The sequence below is a fragment of the Micromonospora sp. NPDC050187 genome (assembly GCF_044459745.1).
Classification (GTDB): Bacteria; Actinomycetota; Actinomycetes; order Mycobacteriales; family Micromonosporaceae; genus Micromonospora.
Genome location: NZ_JBITJH010000010.1, coordinates 28,419 through 49,614 on the forward strand (window position 1 = coordinate 28,419; position 21,196 = coordinate 49,614).

Consider the following 21,196-nt stretch of genomic DNA (forward strand, 5'->3'; position numbering starts at 1 on the left):
GCTCCGTGCACCGCCTGCGGGTCACCCGCCCCGCGCGGTCACGGCCACCAGTGCCGGACGGCCAGCAGGCCGAAGGCGACCACCAGCACGACGCTCCCGGTGACGGTGATCGTCCGGAGCCGTACCCGCAGGTCCGCGTCCCACCGGTCGCCGCTGCCGGCGGCGCGGCGGGTCAGCGGGGTGAACGCGCGCCCGACGCCGAATCCGACCCCGGCGAGCACCACGACCTCCAGGCGCTGGCCGACGAGGAGGAGCGCGGCGGCCAGCACGTACGGAGCGCTCGACGAGACGTAGGTGCGGACCCCGGTGCCCATCTCGAAGCCGAACTGCAGCGCCCCGCGCCGTGGGTTGCGCTGGAGGACGTCCTGCGGCACCTGACGGGCGTTCTGCGGCAGCCGGATCCGCACCAGGCCGAGTTCACGGAGCAGCCCCACCACCGCCACCACCACGATGCCCGCGTACCGCACCGACGGGGGCAGGGGAGCGGACAGCCCGGAGAGCAACCCCAGCGCCACCGCGCTGAGCAGACCACCGGCGACCAGTCCGGTGGTGAACAGGGCGAGCAGGACACCCTGCCGATCTCGATCCCGCCACCCGGGCGAGGCCAGCGCGTACGCGCTGTTGTGCGTTCAAACCGAGCCGGAGAGCGTGTAACCGGTGAGCGCGCCGATCACCGCCCAGGTGAGCACGTGCCCGGACGCGGCCGTGCCGAGGACGCCGACGGCGAACAGCAGGGCGGGCACGAGCGGATCGGTGACCCACCGGCGGACCACCCCGACGGGCCGGACCGGTGTCCGTTCCGTCCCGGTCATACCGGTGCGCCGGTGAGGGTCCGCCAGGTGTTCGGCCCGACGATCCCGTCGGCGGTGAGCCCGTTCTGCCGCTGGAAGTCCCGCGCCGCGGCGTCGGTGGCCGGGCCGAAGGCCCCGTCGACCGTGAGCCGGTAGCCGTGCTTGTTGAACTGTCGCTGGACAGCGTGGACGCCCTGACCGGTGCTTCCGGAACGGACCGTGAGCACGAGGGACGGCCAGGTGGTGGCGTCGACGACACCGGTGGCCGCGATGCCGGTAGCCGTCTGGAAGCTCTTCACCTTCGCCTCGGTGTCGGGGCCGAAGACCCCGTCGATGTCGGTCGCGTGGCCCCGGGCGGTCAGCAGGTGCTGCACCGTGTAGATGTTGACCCCGCTGTTGCCCCGCCGCACGGTGGGCCAGCTCACCGTGCCCATACAGCCGCACTGGGTGTTCCATCGGCAGATCGCCTTCACCCATCCCGAACTGGTCTTCCGGAACCCGTCGTGGCACCGGCGCTCGACCGAGCACGCGCACGCGCCGCACGCCCCCTGGAAGCGCCACAGCCAGCCGTCGTACGTCCCGGTGTAGCACTCGTTCGGACGCAGGATCCAGGTGACGCCGTCGTTCTTGTGGAAGCCGGTGTAGGTCCCACTGGTGTTGCAGGCGTCCGCGAAGATCGTGCTCGGTCCGCAGCCCGGCGAGCAGTTGTGGTCGCTGGCGTAGCTGGGGCACCCGGCGTAGATCGTGTATCCGTCGGCGTACGCCCGGCGGGCTGCCGGGAAGACGCTGAGCGCGGCCATACCCACTGCGGTGCCGGCCTGCAGCAGGGTGCGTCGGGACAGCGTCCAGGCGATCCGCGTACGGCCGCCGGAACGCGACGGGGGGCGCCGGACGGCGGCTCCGGTCCCGGGGTCGGTGCCGCGCAACGCGGGCACGGCATCGAGAGTGGTCATGCCCGGCCTCCCTGGTGGTTGTCGGCGACGGCGGCAGCGGAGACGGCGGTTGGTGGGCTGTCGATCTCGTCGAGCAGGCGGCGCAGTGCCGCGCGGGACCCGATCGGTTCGGCGCGGAGCACCCGCCCGGCGCGGTCGACCACGGTGGCGAACGGGGTGACGAGGACGTCGTACCGCTCGAACAGCTCCGCCTGCCCGCCGAGTACGGTGACCGGCAGTTCCCCGGCCCGTGCCGGGGTGCTGTCCCGGTAGAGGGCCCGGAACTCCAGGCCACCGCGATCGACCCGGCCGGTCGCCTCGGTCAGCACCTCGCCGCAGGTCCCGCACTCGGGGTCGAGGAAGAGCAGCACCAGCGGAACCGTCGGACGTGCCGGTGCCAACTGGGCGAATCCGGGAGCCGGTGCTCCCGGCCGCAGGCCGACCGACTGCGGGGGGTGCTGGACCATCCCGCTCGACAGCGCGTGCACCTGGCGTACCAGGCCCGACACCACGAGAGCCAGCAGGAGGATCGCGATCCAGCTCAGGATCAGCGCGCTGGTCTGGAAGCTCATGCGGTCAGGTCTCCTTCGGTCGTGACCCGGGGCCGCCCGCCCGGCCGCGCCGCTGCCTCGGCCGGGTGGGTCATCGCGGCAGGCAGATGCCACAGCAGCGCGGCGAACGTGGCGGCGGCCAGCAGCACGACGGCGAGGGTGGCATCTGCCCGCCCCCATGGCGTGACCGAGCCGGACAGGGCGAGTCCGACCAGGGCCAGACCGGCCAGGATCGCCGCCCGCGCCACCACCCATCCGGTCATCGGCAGTTCCAGCCGGGAGCACCCGCACGGCCCGCCGCGCCCGGTCGCCATGACGTGGCGGCCGTAGCCGGCGTACAGGCCGAGCAGCGTGGCACTGCCGAGCAGGAACGCGACGAGCAGGCCCCGGCCGCTGTCGTCGCGCAGCGCCACGATCCCGGTGCCGGCGAGCAACCCTTCGCTCACGATGACGAGGACGGCGACCGGGGCCGGCGTCGGGAACACCCGGTGCGCGGCCAGGGCCCGGCCGAGCGCCGCCGGTCGAGACAGGTGCTCGGCGGTGGCGGCCAGCATGGTGAACACCACGGTGTACGCCGCCACGCCGGCCAGCAGTGCGGACATCGGCGACCTACCGAACCTTCTGCACGCGGAGCCGGTCCACCAGGGCGGGCACCTGCTCCACGTCGGTGTCGGCGAGCGGTACCAGGCTGAGCCAGGTGTCCGCCGTGGCCAGGACGAAGTAGGGCTTCCCGTCGGAGAGCGCATCCCGGAAGAGCTCGCCCGCCTGGGTCTGGAGTCCCCGCCACGACGGCAGCTGCTCGGCACGCTGCTTGGTGAGCGGGGCCACCTCCAGCAGGCCGAGTCCGGGGATCTCCTTGAGCACGGTGGCCGGTTCGGCGAACTCCGCGCCGCCCTTCGTGGCCGGGCGCAGGGTCAGGCCGTCGTCGTGCTCCTCGATGCGCAGGGTCCGCAGCACCCCGAGCAGGTGGGTGGTCGTCGCGCCGTACAACTCGGTGAAGAAGGAGTGCCGCTTTCCCCGCCAGACCGCCACGAGCCGGTCCTCGGTCAGCCGGATCTGCGGGTCGTGGGGCCGGGTACGCGCGGTCAGCAGCGTGCCGTCCTGGTAGGTGAGCTCCTCGTCGAACCGGTCGACGCCGAGCGCTCGGGCCACGTCGTCGGCGAGCCCGATCGCGCCGGCCGTGAGTTCGTGCAGCCGGCCGCTGATCGCCACGTCGACCACGGACGTGAACGGTGCGCTGAGATCGAGCGCGCCGTCGAGCTGGAAACGATGCCCGTCGACCGCCCGATGTGTCACCGGCGCCCCTGCGGTTGCCATCCGACCGACCTCCGCCCGAATCCGACGACCATGCAGCGGCATGATATGCACATTTATCGATGCTACACAAGATCGCCTGTCGTGCGGACTCGTCACCGGGCCCCGGCCGACGGAGACCGCCGCGCCGGACGAACACTGCGTCGACGTCGCCTTCCCCTACGACGTCGCACCCACGTGAGCGCACCGGGCCGGAGCGCCGGGGCCCGGACCGGTGCGGGCGGTCGGGGCGTCTGCCCCGACCGCCCGCGCGTTCACTCCGCGCCCAGCGCCTCCACCACCGGCCGGGACAACGCCCGCCGGGCCGGCAGCACGGACGCGGCGAGGGCGGCCAGTACCGCGGCGGCGAGGATGCCGCCGAGCTGCCCCCACGGCAGCACCAGGGTGAAGTCGCCGGCCAGCTCGGCGAGGAAGGCCATCGCCCCCGCGCCCACCCCGACGCCCAGGGCCACCCCGAGCACCGCGCCGACCAGGGCGGTCAGCACCGCCTCGGCGGCGAGCATGGCCCGCATCCGGCCCCGGGTCAGCCCGACGGCCCGCAGCACCGCGTTCTCCCGGGTCCGCTCCACCACCGACAGGCTCAGCGTGTTGGCCACCCCGACCAGGGCGATCACCACAGCCAGGCCGAGCAGGGCCACCACGAAGGCGAGCAGCATGTCCACCGTGCCGGTGAGCATCCGCTTGTACGCCGCCTGGTCCATCAGGTTCACCGTCGGGTACTGGGCCAGCACCGACTCGACCGCGGCCCGTGCGGCGGACGCGTCGACCCCCTCGGCCGGGTCGACCTCGGCCAGGTAGCCCCGGGCGGCGGGGAAGAGACGGGTGAGATCGGCGGAAGTCACCTCGACCACGTGCCCGGCCGGCACCGACCCGTCGGCGGCGGACGGGTCGGCGGTGACCACGGCGGCCACCTCGAACGACCGGTCACCCAGGGTGACCCGGTCACCGGCCGACCAGCCCCGCTCCCGGGCCAGCTCGCGGTGCACCAGCACCCGGCCCGGCCCCAGCCGGTCGACCTGCCCGGAGTCCACTCCGGTCAGGGTCCGACCGACCAGCGCCGGGTGGGCGGCCCGGAACTCGACGTCGTCGGCCACCTCGCTGCGCCGCTCGTGCACCACCCCCAGCTCGGGGCGGGCCGCCAGATCGTCGACCACCCCGGCGGGCAGGTCCCCACCGATCCCGGTGACCAGGAGGTCCACCCCGACCTGGGTGTCCACGCTGCGTTCGATGGCCGTCTTGGTGCTCTGCGCGCCGACCACGAACGACGTCACCAGACCGATCCCGATGACCAGGGCGGTCGCCGTGGCGGCGACCCGCCGGGGGTTGCGGACCGCGTTGGCCACCGCCAGGGCGGTGGTGGTGCCGAAGACCCGACGGGCGGGTGCGCCGATCACCCGGACCAGCGCCGGCACCAGCACCGGGCCGAACAGGACGATGCCCAGGAAGCTCAGCACCCCGCCGAGGGCCACCAGCAGCACCTGGCCGGCCGAGGCGGCCCCGGCCAGCGCCGCCACCCCGGCGGCGAGGACCGTCGCGCCGACCGCCAGGCGTACCCGACCGGCGGGGCGGGTGACCTGCACGGCGGCGTCGGTCAGCGCGGCCACCGGAGCGACCCGGGTGCCCTGCCAGGCCGGCACACAGGCCGCGCCGACGGTGAGCACGGTCCCGGCGAGCAGGCAGCCCAGCACCGTCGCCGGCGTCACGGTGAGGGTGCCGGACAGTGGGGTGTCCAGCGAGGCCATCAGCGCGGTCATCCCCGCCGCCAGACCGGCGCCGACCAGCACGCCGATCGCCGAGGCGGCCAGCCCGACCAGCGCCGACTCCAGCAGGGTCGCCCGGAACACCTGACCCCGGGTGGCGCCGACCAGGCGCAGCAGCGCGGTGCGGCGGGCGCGCTGGGCGAGCACGATGGTGAAGGTGTTGGCGATCACGAACGCGGCCACCACCACCGCCACCCCGGCGAAGGTCAGCAGCACCAGGTTGAACTGACGCAGGTCGCGGACGGCGTCGGCGACGGCGGCGTCGAGGATCTGTTCGCGGCTGCGCACCGTGGTGCCGGTGCCGGCCACCTCGGCGATCCGGTCGGCCAGGACGGTGTCGGCGACGCCCGGCTCGGCCGCCACCATGATCCGGCCGTACCCGCCCACGTCGGTGACGGCGAGCGCGTCGGCGCCGACCAGACCGATGAACGGCCCGCCGATGTCCCGCGCCGTGTCCGCCACGTCGACCGTGCCGACCAGCGTGTACGCGCGCGCGGCCCCGCTGGCACCGCCGACGCGCACCGGCGCGCCGAGGGTGAACCCCTCGTCGGCGACGGTGCCCTCGTCGAGCACCACCTCGCCGGGGCGCGCCGGGAGCCGGCCGGCCACCACGTCGTACGACTGGAGGGCCGGGTCGGTGGGCACGGCGGCGAGGAAACCGAAGCCCAGCACCGGGCGGCCGTCGGCGCCGACCACCCCGGCCGTGCCGGTCAGCTCCCCCTCGGCCGCGCGCACACCCTCGACGGCGCGGACCTTCTCGACCAGGGCGGCCGGGATCGGGTCCTGCTCGGCGTAGACGCCGACGTCGGTGTGCCGGTCGAAGGTGCCGGCCCGCTCGTACGTGCCGGCGCGCATGCCGTCAATGAAGATCAACGTCCCGGCGATGAAGGCCACGCCGAGCACCACGGCCAGGGCGGAGAGCAGCATCCGCAGTGCCTCGGCGCGCAGCGAGCGCAGGGTCAGGCGGAACACGTCACCACCCCCGCACGTCGCCGGCCGGGGCGGTGGCCGGGTCGAGGTGGGCCAGCGCGTCGAGGACCCGCTCGGCGGTCGGCGCGGTCAGCTCCCGCACCAGCCGGCCGTCGGCGAGGAAGACCACCCGGTCGGCGTGGGCGGCGGCGACCGGGTCGTGGGTAACCATCACCACCGTCTGCCCGAGGGTGTCCACCGCCTCGCGCAGCAGCCGCAGCACCTCCGCGCCGGCCCGGGAGTCCAGGTTGCCGGTGGGCTCGTCGGCGAAGATCACCCAGGGCTTGGTGATCAGGGCGCGGGCCACCGCCACCCGCTGCTGCTGGCCGCCGGAGAGTTCGGCCGGGCGGTGCCGCAGCCGTTCGGTCAGCCCGACCGCCGCGACCACCTGCCGCAGCCAGGCCGGGTCGGGGCGCCGGCCGGCGATGGCCAGCGGCAGCACGACGTTCTCCTCGGCGGTGAGCGCCGGCAGCAGGTTGAACTTCTGGAACACGAAGCCGACCCGGTCGCGGCGCAGCAGGGTGAGCCGGCGGTCGTCCAGGCTGGCCAGCTCGGCGTCGCCGATGCGGACCGACCCGGCGGAGGGCCGGTCCAGGCCGGCCAGGCAGTGCATCAGCGTCGACTTGCCGGAACCGGACGGTCCCATGATCGCGGTGAACCGGCCGGCGGCGAAGTCGACGTCGACGCCGTCGAGGGCGACGACGGCGGCATGGCCGCTGCCGTAGCGCTTGGCCAGGCCCCGGGCGGTGACGGCGACCCCGGCGGCGGCGTGGACGGGTGGTGCGACGGACACGTGGTGCTCCCCGTACGGATGGAAGGTCTCTCGGACGTCTCCGACGCTATGGCCGGCACCCGCCCACCGAGATCAACCCGTACGCTCGACTCCGGTACGCCCCGGGTCGCCCCTGCCCGGAGGGGCCGTACGACTCAGGTCGTACGCCGGATCAGCCGCCGGGGGTGACCAGACCGCTCTCGTACGCCAGCACCACCGCCTGCACCCGGTCGCGGAGCTGGAGCTTGGCCAGGATTCGGCCGACGTGCGTCTTCACCGTCGCCTCGGCCACGTGCACCCGGCTGGCGATCTCCGCGTTCGACAGGCCCTGCGCCACCAGCAGCAGGATCTCCCGTTCCCGCTCGGTGAGCTGGGCGAGCCGGGGATCCTCGGCGGGGCCGACGCCGAGCTGCCCGGCGAACCGGTCGAGCAGCCGCCGCGTGATCGACGGGGCGACCACCGAGTCGCCCTGGGCCACCACCCGGATCGCGGTGAGCAGTTCCTCCGGCGGGACGTTCTTGAGCAGGAAGCCGCTGGCCCCGGCGCGCAGCGCGGCGAACGCGTCGGCCTCGGTGTCGAAGGTGGTCAGCACCAGCACCCGGGGCGCCCCGGCCGGGCGGTCGGCGCAGAGCCGCCGGGTGGCCTCCACCCCGTCCATGGTCGGCATCCGCACGTCCATCACCACCACGTCCGCCTCGACGCGGGACAGCACCCGCAGCGCGTCCGCACCGTCGATCGCCTCGCCGACCACCTCCAGGTCGGGCTGGGAGTCCAGCACCATCCGGAACCCGGCACGGACCAGCGCCTGGTCGTCCACGATCACCACCCGGACCGTCAAACCGTGATCACCTCCGTCGCCGGGGTCGACGGTAGCGGTAGCCGCACCCGCACCTGCCACCCCCCGGCCAGCCGGGGCCCGGCGGTGAGGCTGCCGTCGTACACCGACACCCGCTCGCGCATGCCGACCAGGCCGTGCCCACCGGACGGCGCCGGGGTGACCGCCGGACGGCCCCGCCCGTCGTCGACCACGTCGAGCACGACGGCGTCCACGGCGTGTTCGAGGGTGACCTCCACGGTGGCGCCGACCCCGGCGTGTTTGAGGGCGTTGGTCAGCGCCTCCTGCACCAGCCGGTACACGGTCAGTTCCAGGGCCTGCGGCAGCGTCCCGGACGTGCCGGCGACCGCGAACCGCACCCGCAGCCCGGCGGCGCGGAACCGGTCCAGCAGGGCCGGCAGTTCGGCCACCGACGGCCGCCGGTGCGCCGGCTCGTCGGCCAGTCCCGCGGGATTCGGCCCGCCGGCCGCCCCCGCCCGGTCTCCGTCGCCGGCCCGCCCGCCCGGTCCGGTGCCAACCGCGCGGCCGGTCCCGGCCCCGGCGACCGCGCCGGCACCCGGCCCGACAGCGGCTCCCGACCCGGCCTCGACACCGGCCGCCGGCCCGGCCGGGTCCGGCTCGCGCAGGACGCCCACCAGGCGACGCATGTCCTCCAGCGCCTGCCGGCCGGTGTCCGCCACGATCCGGACCGCGTTGCGGGCGGTCTCCGGACTCTGGTCGATCATGAATCGGGCCCCGTCCGCTTGGACGATCATGACGGCCATGCTGTGCGCCACCACGTCGTGCAGCTCGCGGGCGATCCGGGTGCGTTCCTCGGCCACCGCAGCCCGCGCCTCGGCCTCCCGTTCCCGCTCCAGGGTCGCCGCCCGCTCCTCCAGGCTCAGCACGTACAGCCGCCGGGTGCGCACGTTCAGCGCCACCAGCCACACCGCCCCGGTGACCAGCCCGTAGTAGATGGCCGAGAAGTACCAGGCGACCTGCGACGGGGTCTGCACGGCGGCGAGGACCACCCCGACCGCCGCGACGATCCCGGCGACGATCCCGTCGCGCAGCCGGTCGGCGTACTTGACCACGCTGTACAGGGCGACCAGCACCGCCACGTCGTACGGCATCGGCCCCCAGCCGTACACGACCTGGCTGAACGCCAGCACCGCCACCACGGCGGTGACCGCGACAGGCCGGACCCGACGCCACACCAGGACCACCGCCATCGCCAGGCCGACGACGCCAGCCCCCCAGCCGCCCGCCGTGGGTGCGGCGGCGACCGCGAGGAGCGCCACCACGCCCGCGACGGCCACGTCGAAGACGACGCTGCGCACCGGCCGCCCCAGGATCCTCCGTGTCATCGTCGTCCAGCGTACGAGTCGTCCCGGTCCCCGGACGGCGGGCGGGCGCATCCCGTGACCCCGGTCCCCCTGCGGTCGGTTGCGGGTGTCCCCGTACCCGTCACCGCGCCCGGTCGCGGGTGCGTTGGATCAGTACGACGCAGGCCAGCACCACCAGCGCCGCCGCGACCGAGGCCGGGGTGACGGTCTCGCCGAGCAGCAGCACCGACCAGAGCAGGGTGAGCACCGGCTGCGCGAGCTGGACCTGGCCGACCTGCGCGACCCCGCCCCGGGCCAGGCCCGCGTACCAGGCGAAGAAGCCCAGGAACATGGAGATCGCGGTGAGGTAACCGAAAGCCGACCAGGCGGCGGCGTCGGCGGACGGAGGGCTGGTCACGGCGGCGACGACCGTGACGGGCACGGTGACCGGCAGCGAGAGCAGCAACGCCCAGCAGATCGTCCGGGCGCCGCCCAGTTCCCGGGCGAGCGCGCCGCCCTCGGCGTACCCGAGGCCGCAGAGCACGACCGCCGCGAGCAGGAACAGGTCGGCCGGGGACAGCGCACCGTGGACCGCGCCGCTGGCACCGAGGAAGGCGAGGACCGCCACCAGCCCACCGGCGCTCGCGACCCAGAACAGCGGCGGTGGACGCTCACCGGCCCGGGACACCGCGAACACGGCGGTCATGGCGGGCAGCACGGTGATGACGACCGCGCCGTGCGCGGCGGTCTGGGTGACAAGCGCCAACGAGGTGAAGAGCGGGAAGCCGACCACCACGCCGAGGGCGACGATCGACAGCCGCCGCCACTGCCCGCGGGTCGGTCGGGCCGCGCCGGTGAACCGCAGGTACGCCCAGGCCAGCAGCGCCGCGCCGGCGGACCGACCGAACGCGACGAACCACGGGTCGAGGTGCTGCACGGCGACGCGGGTGGCCGGTAGCGACATGCTGAAGGCGAGCACGCCCAGCGTGCCGAGGAGGAGACCGACCAGCCGATCCGGTGTTACCGTGGTGGCGAGCGTAGCGCTACTCTGGTGCTTCATGAATCACGGTAGCGCTGCCGACCGCGTTGTCCAAGATCTGCGTGGGCTGGTGGCTGCTGCGGGCCCGGGCGACCGCCTGCCGTCGGTGCGCCAGTTGACCGCCCGGCACCAGGCGTCGCCGGTGACCGTCGCTGAGGCGATCCGGCATCTGGTCGCGGAGGGGCTGATCGAGGCGCGGTCCGGCCGGGGCACCTTCGTGGCCACCCCGCCGGACGAGCGGCGCGTCCCGGACCTGTCCTGGCAGACCGTGACGCTCGGCCCTCGCCGGCCCGGCGAGGAGCACATGCAGGCGTTACTGGCGTTACCGCCAGCGGGGGCGATCCCGCTGTCCGGCGGCTACCTGGACGCGGATCTGCAACCTGCCGCCGCGCTCGGTGCCGCGCTCACCCGCGCCGCCCGGCAGCCCGCGTCCTGGCAGCGCGGACCGGCCGAGGGGCGTGCGGACCTGCGCGCCTGGTTCGCCCGCGAGGCCGGGGCCGGGTTACGCGCCGACGACATGGTGATCTGTCCCGGCGGGCAGGCCGCGCTGTCGACGGCGCTGCGCGCCCTCACCGCCCCCGGCGACACCCTGCTCGTCGAGTCGCCGACCTACCTGGGCGCGCTGGCCGCCGCCCAGGCGGCCGGACTGCGGGTGGTGCCCGTGCCCGCCGACGCCGACGGCGTACGACCCGACCACCTCGCCGCGGCCTTCGCCCGCACCGGTGCCCGGCTGTTCTACTGCCAGCCGCTCCATGCCAACCCGCACGGCGCCACACTGGCGGGTCACCGTCGCACCCGGGTCGCCGAGGCCCTACGCGAGGCCGGCGCGTTCCTGATCGAGGACGACTACGCCCGGGACCTCACCATCGACGGGGAGCCACCACCCCCACTGGCCGCCGACGACGCCGACGGACACGTCGTCTACCTGCGCTCACTGACCAAGTCGGCGGCTCCCGGGCTGCGCGTCGCGGCGATCGGCGCGCGCGGCCCGGCCGGCGCCCGGCTGCGTGCGGCCCGACTGCTCGACGACTTCTTCGTCGCCGGTCCGCTGCAACAGGCCACACTGGAACTCGTCACCGCCCCGGCCTGGGCACGTCACCGCCGTGCCCTGCGGACCGCGTTACGGACCCGCCGTGAGGCGCTCCTGAGCGCGCTCCGCCGGCACCTCCCGGACGTCGTCGGGCAGCCGGTCCCGCGCGGTGGCCTGCACCTCTGGGTCCGCCTGCCCGAGGGGACCGACGACGTCGCGCTGGCCGCCGCCGCAGCCGCCGAAGGTGTCGTCGTCTTCCCCGGTCGTCCCTGGTACGCCGCCGAACCCCCGGCCCCGCACCTGCGCCTGACCTACGCCGCCGCCCCACCCGACCTCATGGACGAGGCCGTCCGTCGCCTCGCCCGTGCCCTCCGCAAAGGAACGGCACCCTAGCCGGCGTGGGCCACCGCGCGACGGCCGAGGCTGCCCGGCCCGGTGCTCAGGGCGGAAAAAGGAGTGCCGCCCGGCGCGGACGGCTCACTAGCATCGGCCCGTGGACGACAGGCGGTGGCGCGACCCGGTGTGGCTGGCCGAGGTGGGGAAGTGGATCGACGATCGGCTCGGGGAACTGGGCGTGACGCGGCGGGGCTCCGCCGCCCAGCCGCACGTCTACCCGTGGTCGACCGTGCTGCGCGTACCGACGGATCAGGGTGACGTCTGGTTCAAGGCCAACAGCGAGTCGCTGCGGCACGAGGCCGCCCTCGTGCAGCGGATCGCCGCCCGCCGTCCCGACGTAGTGCCGCCGCTGCTGGCGGCCGACACCGCGACCGGTTGGATGCTGATGCCGGACGCGGGGGAGACGCTGCGGGTGGTTACGCAGCGCGAGCAGAGCCTGGACCGGTGGCACGCCGTCCTGCCGCTCTACGCCGGCGTCCAGTTGGACCTCGCGGACGAGGTCGACGACCTGCTCGCGCTCGGGGTGCCCGACCTGCGCCTGGCCACCCTGCCCAAGGCGTACGCGAGGCTGCTCGACGAGGTCGGCGCGGACCGGCGCTTCCACGACGCGGTGCCGATGGTGGCTGACCTGTGCGACGAACTCGCCGGCTACGGGTTGCCGGAGCTGCTCCAGCACGACGATCTGCACGACGCCCAGGTCTTCGTGCGCGACGGCCGCCACCTGGTGATGGACTGGGGCGACGCCTGCGTGTCGCACCCCTTCTTCAGCCTCTCCGTCACCCTGGAGGGTGGGGTGGCGTGGGGCCTGGAGGACGTTCAGGACTCGGTCGACATCGCGCCGTTCCGGGACGCCTACCTCCGGCCGTACGCCGAACGCTTCGCCGGTGACCTGGTGGCCGCGGTCCGGGTGGCGCTGCGCCTCGGTTGGGTCTGCCGTGCCGTCAACGGGCACGTCCCCGGGGACGACCGGCAGACCGTGGTCCGGCTGCGGATGTTTCTGGACGGTCGGCCGTAGCCCGGCTGCTGTCCGGCGGGGTCGGGGACACCGGCCCCGCCGGACAGCGGACCGCGCTGTCAGCTTGCGTAGGTCTCGAACTCGGCGACCCTCGGGGCGCCGGACGAACTGTTGATCTTAAAGGTGATCTTGGTCAGGGAGACTGCCGGGAAGGTGATGGTTCCCGCTCCGCTGCCGCTGGCCAGGACGGCGCCGGTCTCGTGGTTGACGAGCTGCCAGGAGCCGATGCTGCCCTGGGTGCCGGAGGGTTCACGGATGACGACCCGGGCGACCCCGGTGGCGGAACCCCACTTGATCGAGATGGAACCGGTCGCGCCGGCCGGTGACCAGTAGGTGCTCAGGCTGCCGTCCCGCACGTTGCCGTAGCTGGTTCCGCTGGCCTTGCTGGAGCCGTCGGCGCCGGCACCGATGCTGAGGTTGGTCCCGCTGGTCGGTCCGGGCGTGGGGCTGGTCGGCCCCGGGGTGGGGCTGGTCGGTCCGGGCGTGGGGCTGGTCGGCCCCGGCGTCGGGGTCTGCGGCGTGCAGTTGCCGTCCGACACCCGCAGACCCTTGTTGGCGCCGGCCGTCTGCCGCACGACGTCCGGCACGCAGCTGGCTCCGTCGAGCCGGTAGGAGTACGGGATGCTGACGGTCGTGTTGGACTGCGGGTTCGGGCCGGCCGGGTAGTTGTCGGTGCCCGGGCTGGACCAGGTCACGTTGTCGAAGGTGTTGCCGCTGACCTGCCAGTAGCCACGTTCACTGGTGTAGAAGGTGCCCAGGACGTCCTTCGAGTCCTTGAAGTAGTTGTTGTCCACCTTGGCGCGTGCTCCGGCCCGGGAGTTGATGCCGGACTCGTGGAGGTTCACGTAGTGGTTGTTGTAGACATGGGCGATGCCACCCCGCAGCAGGGGCGTACGGGAGTCGATGTTCTCGTACAGGTTGTGGTGGTACGTGATGAAGCCGTTCGAGCGGTCGCTCTCACTGGATCCGACCAGGCCGCCCCGGCCGGAGTTGCGCAGGATGCTGTAGGACAGGGTCACGTACTGGACGTTGTCCTTCATGTCGAAGAGGCCGTCGAAGCCCTCGTCCTCGCCGCCCGAGGCCTCGAGCGTGACGTGGTCGACCCAGACGTTGCGGACGGTGCTCTCCATGCCGATGGCGTCCCCGCCGTTGGACGTGGGCGAGCCCGACTTCTTGACGTTCCGGATGGTCACGTTCTGGATGACGATGTTGCTGGAGTCGCGGATGTGGATGCCCAGTTGGTCGAAGACGGCACCGCTGCCGACCCCGATGATCGTGACGTTGCTGATCTGCTTGAGCTCGATCACGCCGGCGGCGGTGTTGCAGCTGTCGCCCGACACCTTGCTGGTGTTGCCGTGGTTGATGGTTCCCTCGACCTGGATGATGATCGGGGTGCTGCTGCTGGGCCGGGTGCACAGGGCCGTGTGGATCGCGGTGCCCGTGGTGGCGCGCACCGTCTGTCCGCCCGTACCGCCGGTGGTCCCACCGTTCTGGGTCGCGAACCCGGTGGCGCTGCCGGTCGCCGCCGACGCCTGGGGGATCGGTAGGGCCACGCAGATCGCGGCCCCGACGGCCGTCGTGGCCAGCGCCGCGCTAAGTCGCAGTGCGACTGGTCGTCTCATTTTCGCCTCGCCTTGTCGTGGTGGTCGGTGCGTGCAGGTGTGCACAGGTGGGTGGGCGCTCGCCACGTCGGATGGGACGATCCGGGTGCTACTGGAAAGCGCTTTCCTCCCAGGAGGATAAAGAGGTGGTTGTTGATGTGGCAAGAGGACGAGGGGAACCCGCGTCACCCCGGGTGCAGGAGCGTGGCCCGCGGGAGCGGTGGTTGACCCCGACGCGACGTCATGGTTTCCGATGACCGAGTGAACCGCACGTCGTCGGCGTATCTCGCCTCGTATGTCCTGTCGTTGCTCGGTAACTCCATCGCCGGAGTCGCCCTGCCGCTGATCGTCCTGCAGAGCACCGGAAGCGCCCTGGCCGCCGGGGCCGTCGCGGTGGCCTCCGCGGTGCCGGCGGCGCTCGCGGGCCTGGTCATGGGCATGGTGATCGACCGGATCAACCGGCGGACGGCGTCGGTGCTCACCGACCTGATCTCCGCCCTGTCGGTTGCCGCACTACCGGTGGTGGACTCGACGGTGGGGCTGGCTCTGGGGTGGTTCGTCCTGTTCGCCGTCGTCGGGTCGTTCGGCGACGTGCCCGGCCTCACCGCGCGGGAGGCGATGCTCCCGGCGATCACCCGGGCCGGCGGGATGAGCGTCGAGCGGCTGCTGGGTCTGCGGGAGTCCCTCGGCGCGGTGGTCCTGCTGCTCGGCCCTGCGGCGGCGGGCGCGATGATCGCGGTCATCGACGGTACGGCGATCCTGTGGGTCACCGCGGCGACGTCCACGGCGGCCGCCCTCGTCACGATGACCATCCCACACGGGGTCGGCGCGACCGCCGTTTCCAGCCCTCGAACCGGAAGGATGGGCTTCCGGAACGGATGGCACACGCTGACCCGGTCACCCTTCCTCCTGGCGACCACCGCCCTCAGCGCGGTCCTGGTGCTGGTGTTGAGTGGTTTCCAGGCCCTGGTGCTGCCAGTCCACTTCACCGTGGTCGCCCGGCCGGAGCTACTGGGTCTCGTGCTCAGCGCGCTCGCGCTCGGCCTCCTGACGGGCGGGGGAGTGTATGCCGCAGCCGGAAGTCGCGGCCGTCGCCGGACCTGGTTCCTCGCCGGCCTCGCCCTCACCGTCGCCGGATTCGCCGCGATGGCGTCCCTGGCCGCCCCCTGGGTCCTCCTCGCCGCCGCCGCCGTGGTCGGTCTCGGCAACGGGCTGTTCGGCAGCCTGATCGGCGTGCTCATGGTCGAGCGGATCCCGGAGGGCATGCAGGGCCGTGTCCTGAGCACCCAGAACGCCATCCTCACCCTCGCGCCCGCCCTGGGCCTGGGTGGCGCCGCGATCCTCACCGAGACGACCGGGGCGGGCACGGCCGCGATCGCCCTCGCCGCCGTGTGGATCACCACCGGCGTCGTCGCGTTCTGGGCGAGGCCACTGCGCGACCTGGAACGGCAGCCCTCCGGCAGCGGCCGGCCGCGTAGTCTGGAAGCGGAGGAAGTAGCACCATGAGCAGCAGTGAGATCGCGCGCCTGGCCGGAGTCAGCGTCCGCACCCTGCGGCACTACCACCGGGTCGGCGTGCTTCCCGAGCCCAGGAGACGGGCGAACGGCTACCGGGAGTACACCGTCCACGACCTGATCCTGCTGCTGCGCATCCGCCGTCTGACCGATCTCGGCCTGTCGCTCGACGAGATCCCACCGCTGCTCGCCTCCACCGACCACGCCGACTCCGTCCTGGAGCAGCTCGACGGCGAACTGGCCGTGCAGATCGAGCGGCTCACGGCCCGCCGGGAGGTCATCGCCCGGCTCCGCGCGGCGGGGGCGAGCCCCGACACACCACCGGAACTGGCCGGGCTTGTCGCGGTCACGAGCGGCCAGCCGGGCGTGACACCGGCCGCCGCGCGACAGGACCGGGACCTGTTGACACTCATGCACCACGTTCTCGACGAGGACGGCAGACGGGCTCTGACGGACTTCTTCACCGCGCTCGTCCACCCCGACCTGCTACCGGCGACCACTTCCCTGGCGAACCGATTCAGCGCGCTCGACGCCGAGACGCCGGCGACCGATGTCGACCAGCTCTTCGCGGACTACCAGCGCACGTTCGGGCACCTGGAGGACAGCCGGCTCCCGTCCTTCGAGGGGTCGCGGCTCGGTGCGCTCTTCGCGGCCTACCAGGACCCTGCCTTCAACGAGGCCCAGCGTGCCTTCGTCGCGCGCTTCACCCATCGGCCGGTCGACACCGCGTGACCCGCCGGTCGAGCGTACCGAGCTGCCGCGTTCCGGGTGGTCGTGGTCCGTGCCTGTGCAGGGGGTCTGCTACCCGGACAGGGGCTCCAGTCGTTCCCGGTCGCGAGTGAGCCGGAAGCGCCGGGGCCCGTCGTCGTCCACCTGCCAGCCCGCAGCGAGTGCCGCCCGGATCAGATCCGCGACCAGCTGCGGCGTGACCGGGGTCAGGGTGAACACCTCGGCCACCCGGCCCGGGGGTGCGGTGACGATCGGCCCGAAGGTGAGCCACGGGTCGTCGAAGGCCACCCGGACCTCCAACGGGGTGCCCCGCCGGGCCGCCGTGTGCCAGACCCGGACGACGACGTGGCCGGGGTCGAGGTGACGGACGGCCCATCGGTAGTCGACACCGTCGACGCGGATCTCCCGCTGGCGGCTCCTGGCCATGGCGCGAGGGTAGACAGCCACGCCGTCACCGCGGTAGCGGAATTCGCGCCGGACGGTCGGGCCCGGGACGCAGCCGTGGTGGCCCTGCCGGCACGGGGAGCCGGCGGGCCACCACGGGGTGGTAGGTGGGGCCGAGGTCAGGCAGCCAGGTGCTTCTCGAGGTCGTCGAGGATCGCGTTGGCGGCTCCGACGCCGATGCCGGTCATCCAGACCTCGTCGGAGACCACGTACGCCTTGCCGGCCTTGACGGCCGACAGGCCCTTCCAGAGCGTACCGCCGGTGATCTTGCTCTGCTCGGTGGTGCCCTTCTCGCCGTACGCCGTCACGAAGACGACGTCACCGTCGACCTCGCTGATCCGCTCGGGGCTGACCCGGTCCATCCGCCGGTCCTCCTTGCCGGTGAGCAGCTGCCGCTCGGGCCGGCCCAGGCCGGTGTCGCCGATGACGATGCCAGAGAACGAGTCGGGACCGTACACGCGGATCTCGGTCGGCATGAACCGGACGATGGAGATCTTGCGGGTGGCGGCGTCACCGAGGTCGGTGCCGAACTTCTCGGCCCGTGCCTCGTACTGGGCGAGCAGGTCCTTGGCCTGCTGCTCCTTGCCGAGCGCCGCGCCGTCGAAGAGGAAGTTCTCCTTCCAGGTGATGCCGACCATCTCGGTGAAGACCGTCGGCGCGATGGCGCTCAGCTCGTCGTAGAACTTCTCCTGGCGGAACTTGCTGCCGAGGATGAGGTCGGGCTTGAGGGCGGTGATCGCCTCCAGGTCGGGTTCGGTGAGGACGCCGACCTCCTTGATGCCGGCGAGCTTTTCCTCGCCGAAGTAGGTCGGCCAGCTCCGCGCCTCGCCGGCGGTGGCGGCGCCGACCGGTGTGACGCCGAGTGTCAACGCGGTGTCGATCTTGTCTGTGTCGAGGACGACGACCCGCTTGGGCTCGACCGGGACCTTGGTGGTGCCCATGACATGGGTGATCTCCCGGGTCTGGCCGCCAGCGGTGTCGGCGATCGGGTCGCTCTCACCACAGGCGGTGAGTCCGACGCCGAGGGCGGCGGTCGCGGCGAGAGCGGCGACGAGACGACGCATCAGGTTCCTTCCGAGGGGTACGAGCCGGCGAGGGCCTCCTCGCCGGCGACAGGCACGGCGCCGGACGATCCGGCGGCCGGGGTGCTGGCACCGACGGCCAGCGTGGGAGTGGTCAGCGCGGGCACCACCAGCGGAGCACCGGTCACCGGGCAGGGCACGACCACGCAGTCGAGCCCGAACACCTCGCGGACCAGGTCCGCGGTGAGGATCTCCCGTGGCGGCCCGGCCGCCACCACGGCGCCGGAGCGCATCGCGATCAGATGGTCGGCGTAGCGGGCGGCCTGGTTGAGGTCGTGCAGCACGGCGACGACGGTGCGGCCGCGCTCGACACGCAGCCGGTGCAGCAGGTCCAGGACCTCCACCTGGTGGGCCAGGTCGAGGAAGGTGGTCGGCTCGTCCAGCAGCAGCGCCTCGGTGTCCTGGGCGAGGGTCATCGCGATCCACGCCCGTTGCCGCTGACCACCGGAGAGGGTGTCCACCGGCCGGGCCGCGAGGTCGGCGACGTTGGCCAACGCCATCGCCCGGTCCACCGCGGCGGCGTCCTGCTCCGACCACTGCCGCCACCAGCGCTGGTACGGCTGCCGCCCGCGGCCGACCAGGTCGGCCACGGTGACGCCCTCCGGCACCAGCGGACTCTGCGGCAGCACGCCGAGCCGGCGGGCCACCTCCCTCGTGGGCACCTCCCGGATGGCGGCACCGTCCAGCAGCACGGTGCCCCGCCGTGGCGTGAGCAGCCGGGCCATCGTCCGCAGCAGGGTCGACTTGCCGCAGGCGTTCGGCCCGACGATGACCGTGAAGGCGTTGGCGGGCAGATCCAGGTCCAGCCCGTCCAGCACGGTCCGCTCGTCGTAGCCGGCGACCAGGTCGCGGGTGGAGAGCATCACGCCTCCTCGTGGGGATCGACAGGGGGGTGTGGCGGGACGCCGGTCACCGGCGGTGGTCACCGCGACCTCCGGGGACCCCGCAGCAGCACGTACAGCAGGTAGGGGCCGCCGATCGCGGCGGTCAGCACGCCGGCCGGCAGTTGGGTGGGCGCGAAGAGCCGCCGGGCCGCCAGGTCGGCCAGCACCAGCAGCAGGGCACCGAACAGCGCGGAACACAGCAGCGGTGGTCGTTCCGCCCGCACCAGCCGCCGCGCCACCTGCGGCGCGACCAGGGCGACGAAGTCGACCGCGCCGACCTGGGCGGTGACCATCGCGGCGCAGAGCACACCGGTGCCGGCGAGCCCGATCCGGCGGGCCACCGGACGCAGCCCGATGCCCCGGGCGGTGTCGTCGTCCAGCGCGGCGCTGTTCAGCGCCCAGCCGGCCCAGAGCAGCACGGGCAGCAGGACCAGCAGCGTGGCGGCGATCCAGGCGGTCTCCGTCCAGCCCCTGCCGGCGAGCGTACCGATCAGCCAGACCTGCGCGCGCAGCCCGTCGATCGGGTCGGCGGTGAGCATGACCACCTCGGTCAGCGCCCGCAGGGCGAAGGCGATCGCCACGCCGGCCAGCACGAACCGCTGGGCGGCGAGTCCGTGCCGGGCGCCGAGGGCGAGCACCACGGCGGCGGCGACCAGGCCGCCGGTCAGCGCCGCCGGCGCGACCAGCACGGCAGCCGCGCCACCGGTCAGGGCGATCGTCGCGGCGAGCCCCGCCCCCTGGGTGATGCCGATGACGTCCGGGCTCGCGAGGGGATTGCGGGAGACGCTCTGGATCAGCGTGCCGGCCACCCCGAACGCCGCGCCGGCCACCGCGGCCAGCACGAGCCGGGGCAGCCGCAGCTCCAGGACGACCAGGTCGTAGGGGGTGCCGGCGCCGGAGAGCGCCCGCAGGACGTCGGGCGTGGCGACGTACGGGGTGCCGATGGAGAGGCTCAGCACCATGGCGACCGCCAGCAGCGCGGTCAACGCGACGGCGACCAGCACCGAGCGGCGTCGGACCTGCACACCCACCGGCCCGGCCCGCAGCAGCCAGCGACCGGGTGGTGTGAAGGTGTCGTCCGGCGCGGCGGAGCCCCGCCCGGTGCGCTCGGCAGCAGCGGTCATGTGGTCACCAACCGGGCGCGGCGGACCAGGACGGCGAGCAGGGGCGCGCCGATCAGCGCGGTGACGATGCCGGCGGGTATCTCACCGGGCGGGGCGACCAGCCGGCCGACGACGTCGGCACCGAGCAGCAACGCCGGCCCGAGCAGCGCGGAGACCGTGAGGGTCCATCGGTGGTCGGCGCCCACCAGGGCCCGGGCCAGGTGCGGCACGGCCAGCCCGACGAACGCGATCGGCCCGGCGGCTGCGACGGCGGCCCCGGTCAGCAGCACGCCGGCCGCGCCTCCGCCGACCCGGACCAGGCCGATCCGGTGGCCCAGGCCACGGGCCACATCGTCGCCGAGGGCGAGCGCGTCCAGACCACGGGCGACCAGGGCCGCCAGCACCAGTCCGGCCAGTACGAACGGAAGGACCTGCGCGGCGACGGAGATGTCCCGTCCGGCGAGCCCGCCGACCACCCAGAACCGGTACTCCTCGAAGGTCCGGGCGTCGATGCTGAGCAGTGCGTACACCACGGAGGCGAGGCTCGCGTCGAGGGCCGCGCCGACCAGCGCGAGGGTCACCGGGCTGGCACCCTCCCGGGCGCGTGCCGCGACGGCGAGGACCAGCAACCCGGCGAGGACCGCGCCGCCGATCCCGAACCACACGTATCCGGCCAGCGTGCCGACCCCGAACACGGAGATGGCCAGCACCACGCCGAACGACGCACCGGCGCTGATGCCGAGGATCCGGGGTTCGGCGAGCGGGTTACGGGTGAGGGCCTGGAAGAGCACCCCGGCCACTGCGAGCGCCAGGCCGACGGCGAGACCGAGAGCGGTACGCGGCATGCGCAGCTCGCGGACGATGGTGCTCGCCTCACCGCCGTCCGGGGAGACCAGCGCGTGCCACACCTGGTCCACGGTGAGCGGACGGCTGCCGAGGGCGAAGCTGGCCAGCACGGCGACGAGCAGCACGACGGCGGCCGCGAGGGCGACCGCGAACCGGCGGCCACTCCGGGCGCCGCTGCGGTGGCCGGCGGCGGCCGGCTGGCTGACGAGGGCGGTCACGGGTCTCCCACGAACACGAGATTAGGTTCGCCTTACCGTAGCGGGCGGGTTCCGGTGGGCCTCACCT

The 21,196-nt window shown here is 73.6% G+C and carries 21 protein-coding genes; 4 read left to right on the forward strand and 17 right to left on the reverse strand.

Annotated features, from left to right (window positions below):
• Positions 1 to 38: 38 nt before the first annotated feature.
• From ACIBJE_RS17425 to ACIBJE_RS17475, 11 genes are all read right to left on the reverse strand, one after another.
• A complete protein-coding gene (locus ACIBJE_RS17425; protein ID WP_396749335.1) occupies positions 39 to 515 on the reverse strand; it encodes a hypothetical protein in 477 nt (158 codons plus the stop codon).
• Positions 516 to 629: 114 nt separating this feature from the next.
• Positions 630 to 812 (reverse strand): hypothetical protein, encoded by a 183-nt coding sequence (locus ACIBJE_RS17430; protein ID WP_396749337.1) that lies wholly within the window; start codon positions 810 to 812, stop codon positions 630 to 632.
• Positions 809 to 1,744, reverse strand: a complete 936-nt coding sequence (locus ACIBJE_RS17435; protein ID WP_396749338.1) for a peptidoglycan-binding protein — start codon at positions 1,742 to 1,744, stop codon at positions 809 to 811. The genes ACIBJE_RS17430 and ACIBJE_RS17435 overlap by 4 nt, the downstream gene beginning before the upstream one ends.
• Positions 1,741 to 2,295 (reverse strand): hypothetical protein, encoded by a 555-nt coding sequence (locus tag ACIBJE_RS17440; protein ID WP_396749340.1) that lies wholly within the window; start codon positions 2,293 to 2,295, stop codon positions 1,741 to 1,743. Before ACIBJE_RS17440 ends, ACIBJE_RS17435 begins: the two co-directional genes overlap by 4 nt.
• Positions 2,292 to 2,876 (reverse strand): MauE/DoxX family redox-associated membrane protein, encoded by a 585-nt coding sequence (locus ACIBJE_RS17445; RefSeq protein ID WP_396749342.1) that lies wholly within the window; start codon positions 2,874 to 2,876, stop codon positions 2,292 to 2,294. The genes ACIBJE_RS17440 and ACIBJE_RS17445 overlap by 4 nt, the downstream gene beginning before the upstream one ends.
• A gap of 7 nt (positions 2,877 to 2,883) precedes the next feature.
• Complete coding sequence (locus ACIBJE_RS17450) at positions 2,884 to 3,570, reverse strand: hypothetical protein (protein ID WP_396749345.1); 687 nt, start codon at positions 3,568 to 3,570, stop codon at positions 2,884 to 2,886.
• A gap of 272 nt (positions 3,571 to 3,842) precedes the next feature.
• Positions 3,843 to 6,320 (reverse strand): ABC transporter permease, encoded by a 2,478-nt coding sequence (locus ACIBJE_RS17455; protein ID WP_396749347.1) that lies wholly within the window; start codon positions 6,318 to 6,320, stop codon positions 3,843 to 3,845.
• A 1-nt stretch (position 6,321) separates the two neighbouring features.
• On the reverse strand, positions 6,322 to 7,110 hold the full coding sequence (locus ACIBJE_RS17460) for an ABC transporter ATP-binding protein (RefSeq protein WP_396749350.1): 789 nt from the start codon (positions 7,108 to 7,110) through the stop codon (positions 6,322 to 6,324).
• Positions 7,111 to 7,261: 151 nt separating this feature from the next.
• Entirely contained in the window at positions 7,262 to 7,927 is a 666-nt protein-coding gene (locus tag ACIBJE_RS17465) for a response regulator (protein WP_396749352.1), read from the reverse strand.
• A complete protein-coding gene (locus ACIBJE_RS17470) occupies positions 7,924 to 9,270 on the reverse strand; it encodes a sensor histidine kinase (protein ID WP_396749355.1) in 1,347 nt (448 codons plus the stop codon). Before ACIBJE_RS17470 ends, ACIBJE_RS17465 begins: the two co-directional genes overlap by 4 nt.
• Positions 9,271 to 9,370: 100 nt before the next feature.
• On the reverse strand, positions 9,371 to 10,288 hold the full coding sequence (locus ACIBJE_RS17475) for a DMT family transporter (RefSeq protein ID WP_396749357.1): 918 nt from the start codon (positions 10,286 to 10,288) through the stop codon (positions 9,371 to 9,373).
• Between ACIBJE_RS17475 and ACIBJE_RS17480 the strand changes: the two genes are divergently transcribed.
• Complete coding sequence (locus tag ACIBJE_RS17480; RefSeq protein WP_396749359.1) at positions 10,287 to 11,690, forward strand: PLP-dependent aminotransferase family protein; 1,404 nt, start codon at positions 10,287 to 10,289, stop codon at positions 11,688 to 11,690. The two genes, ACIBJE_RS17475 and ACIBJE_RS17480, sit on opposite strands and share 2 nt — an antisense overlap.
• Before the next feature lie 100 nt (positions 11,691 to 11,790).
• A complete protein-coding gene (locus tag ACIBJE_RS17485) occupies positions 11,791 to 12,708 on the forward strand; it encodes an aminoglycoside phosphotransferase family protein (RefSeq protein WP_396749361.1) in 918 nt (305 codons plus the stop codon).
• A gap of 59 nt (positions 12,709 to 12,767) precedes the next feature.
• Here the strand turns inward: ACIBJE_RS17485 and ACIBJE_RS17490 are convergent, their stop codons facing one another.
• Positions 12,768 to 14,330 (reverse strand): polysaccharide lyase family 1 protein, encoded by a 1,563-nt coding sequence (locus ACIBJE_RS17490; RefSeq protein WP_396749363.1) that lies wholly within the window; start codon positions 14,328 to 14,330, stop codon positions 12,768 to 12,770.
• Between the two features lie 240 nt (positions 14,331 to 14,570).
• Between ACIBJE_RS17490 and ACIBJE_RS17495 the strand changes: the two genes are divergently transcribed.
• Both ACIBJE_RS17495 and ACIBJE_RS17500 read left to right on the forward strand, forming a co-directional pair.
• Complete coding sequence (locus ACIBJE_RS17495; protein WP_396749365.1) at positions 14,571 to 15,815, forward strand: MFS transporter; 1,245 nt, start codon at positions 14,571 to 14,573, stop codon at positions 15,813 to 15,815.
• On the forward strand, positions 15,812 to 16,555 hold the full coding sequence (locus ACIBJE_RS17500; RefSeq protein WP_396749367.1) for a MerR family transcriptional regulator: 744 nt from the start codon (positions 15,812 to 15,814) through the stop codon (positions 16,553 to 16,555). Before ACIBJE_RS17495 ends, ACIBJE_RS17500 begins: the two co-directional genes overlap by 4 nt.
• 69 nt (positions 16,556 to 16,624) lie before the next feature.
• On the opposite strand, the gene ACIBJE_RS17505 is transcribed toward ACIBJE_RS17500, so the two are convergent.
• The 5 genes from ACIBJE_RS17505 to ACIBJE_RS17525 form a co-directional block, all read right to left on the reverse strand.
• Positions 16,625 to 16,978 (reverse strand): hypothetical protein, encoded by a 354-nt coding sequence (locus ACIBJE_RS17505; protein WP_396749369.1) that lies wholly within the window; start codon positions 16,976 to 16,978, stop codon positions 16,625 to 16,627.
• Between the two features lie 137 nt (positions 16,979 to 17,115).
• Entirely contained in the window at positions 17,116 to 18,060 is a 945-nt protein-coding gene (locus ACIBJE_RS17510) for an ABC transporter substrate-binding protein (RefSeq protein ID WP_396749371.1), read from the reverse strand.
• Positions 18,060 to 18,941: an ABC transporter ATP-binding protein gene (locus tag ACIBJE_RS17515; protein WP_396749373.1), complete on the reverse strand. Its 882-nt coding sequence runs from the start codon at positions 18,939 to 18,941 to the stop codon at positions 18,060 to 18,062. The genes ACIBJE_RS17510 and ACIBJE_RS17515 overlap by 1 nt, the downstream gene beginning before the upstream one ends.
• 59 nt (positions 18,942 to 19,000) lie before the next feature.
• Entirely contained in the window at positions 19,001 to 20,086 is a 1,086-nt protein-coding gene (locus ACIBJE_RS17520; protein ID WP_396749375.1) for a FecCD family ABC transporter permease, read from the reverse strand.
• Complete coding sequence (locus ACIBJE_RS17525; protein WP_396749377.1) at positions 20,083 to 21,129, reverse strand: FecCD family ABC transporter permease; 1,047 nt, start codon at positions 21,127 to 21,129, stop codon at positions 20,083 to 20,085. Before ACIBJE_RS17525 ends, ACIBJE_RS17520 begins: the two co-directional genes overlap by 4 nt.
• Between the last annotated feature and the right edge of the window lie 67 nt (positions 21,130 to 21,196).

Bases quoted from the DNA above. Each gene is read 5' to 3' on its own strand.
- ACIBJE_RS17440 (WP_396749340.1), bottom strand. From the start codon at position 2,295: ATGAGCTTCCAGACCAGCGCGCTGATCCTGAGCTGGATCGCGATCCTC.
- ACIBJE_RS17490 (WP_396749363.1), bottom strand. From the start codon at position 14,330: ATGAGACGACCAGTCGCACTGCGACTTAGCGCGGCGCTGGCCACGACG.
- ACIBJE_RS17470 (WP_396749355.1), bottom strand. From the start codon at position 9,270: ATGACACGGAGGATCCTGGGGCGGCCGGTGCGCAGCGTCGTCTTCGAC.
- ACIBJE_RS17510 (WP_396749371.1), bottom strand. From the start codon at position 18,060: ATGCGTCGTCTCGTCGCCGCTCTCGCCGCGACCGCCGCCCTCGGCGTC.
- ACIBJE_RS17520 (WP_396749375.1), bottom strand. From the start codon at position 20,086: ATGACCGCTGCTGCCGAGCGCACCGGGCGGGGCTCCGCCGCGCCGGAC.
- ACIBJE_RS17435 (WP_396749338.1), bottom strand. From the start codon at position 1,744: ATGACCACTCTCGATGCCGTGCCCGCGTTGCGCGGCACCGACCCCGGG.
- ACIBJE_RS17500 (WP_396749367.1), top strand. From the start codon at position 15,812: ATGAGCAGCAGTGAGATCGCGCGCCTGGCCGGAGTCAGCGTCCGCACC.
- ACIBJE_RS17505 (WP_396749369.1), bottom strand. From the start codon at position 16,978: ATGGCCAGGAGCCGCCAGCGGGAGATCCGCGTCGACGGTGTCGACTAC.
- ACIBJE_RS17430 (WP_396749337.1), bottom strand. From the start codon at position 812: ATGACCGGGACGGAACGGACACCGGTCCGGCCCGTCGGGGTGGTCCGC.
- ACIBJE_RS17445 (WP_396749342.1), bottom strand. From the start codon at position 2,876: ATGTCCGCACTGCTGGCCGGCGTGGCGGCGTACACCGTGGTGTTCACC.
- ACIBJE_RS17475 (WP_396749357.1), bottom strand. From the start codon at position 10,288: ATGAAGCACCAGAGTAGCGCTACGCTCGCCACCACGGTAACACCGGAT.
- ACIBJE_RS17480 (WP_396749359.1), top strand. From the start codon at position 10,287: ATGAATCACGGTAGCGCTGCCGACCGCGTTGTCCAAGATCTGCGTGGG.
- ACIBJE_RS17515 (WP_396749373.1), bottom strand. From the start codon at position 18,941: ATGCTCTCCACCCGCGACCTGGTCGCCGGCTACGACGAGCGGACCGTG.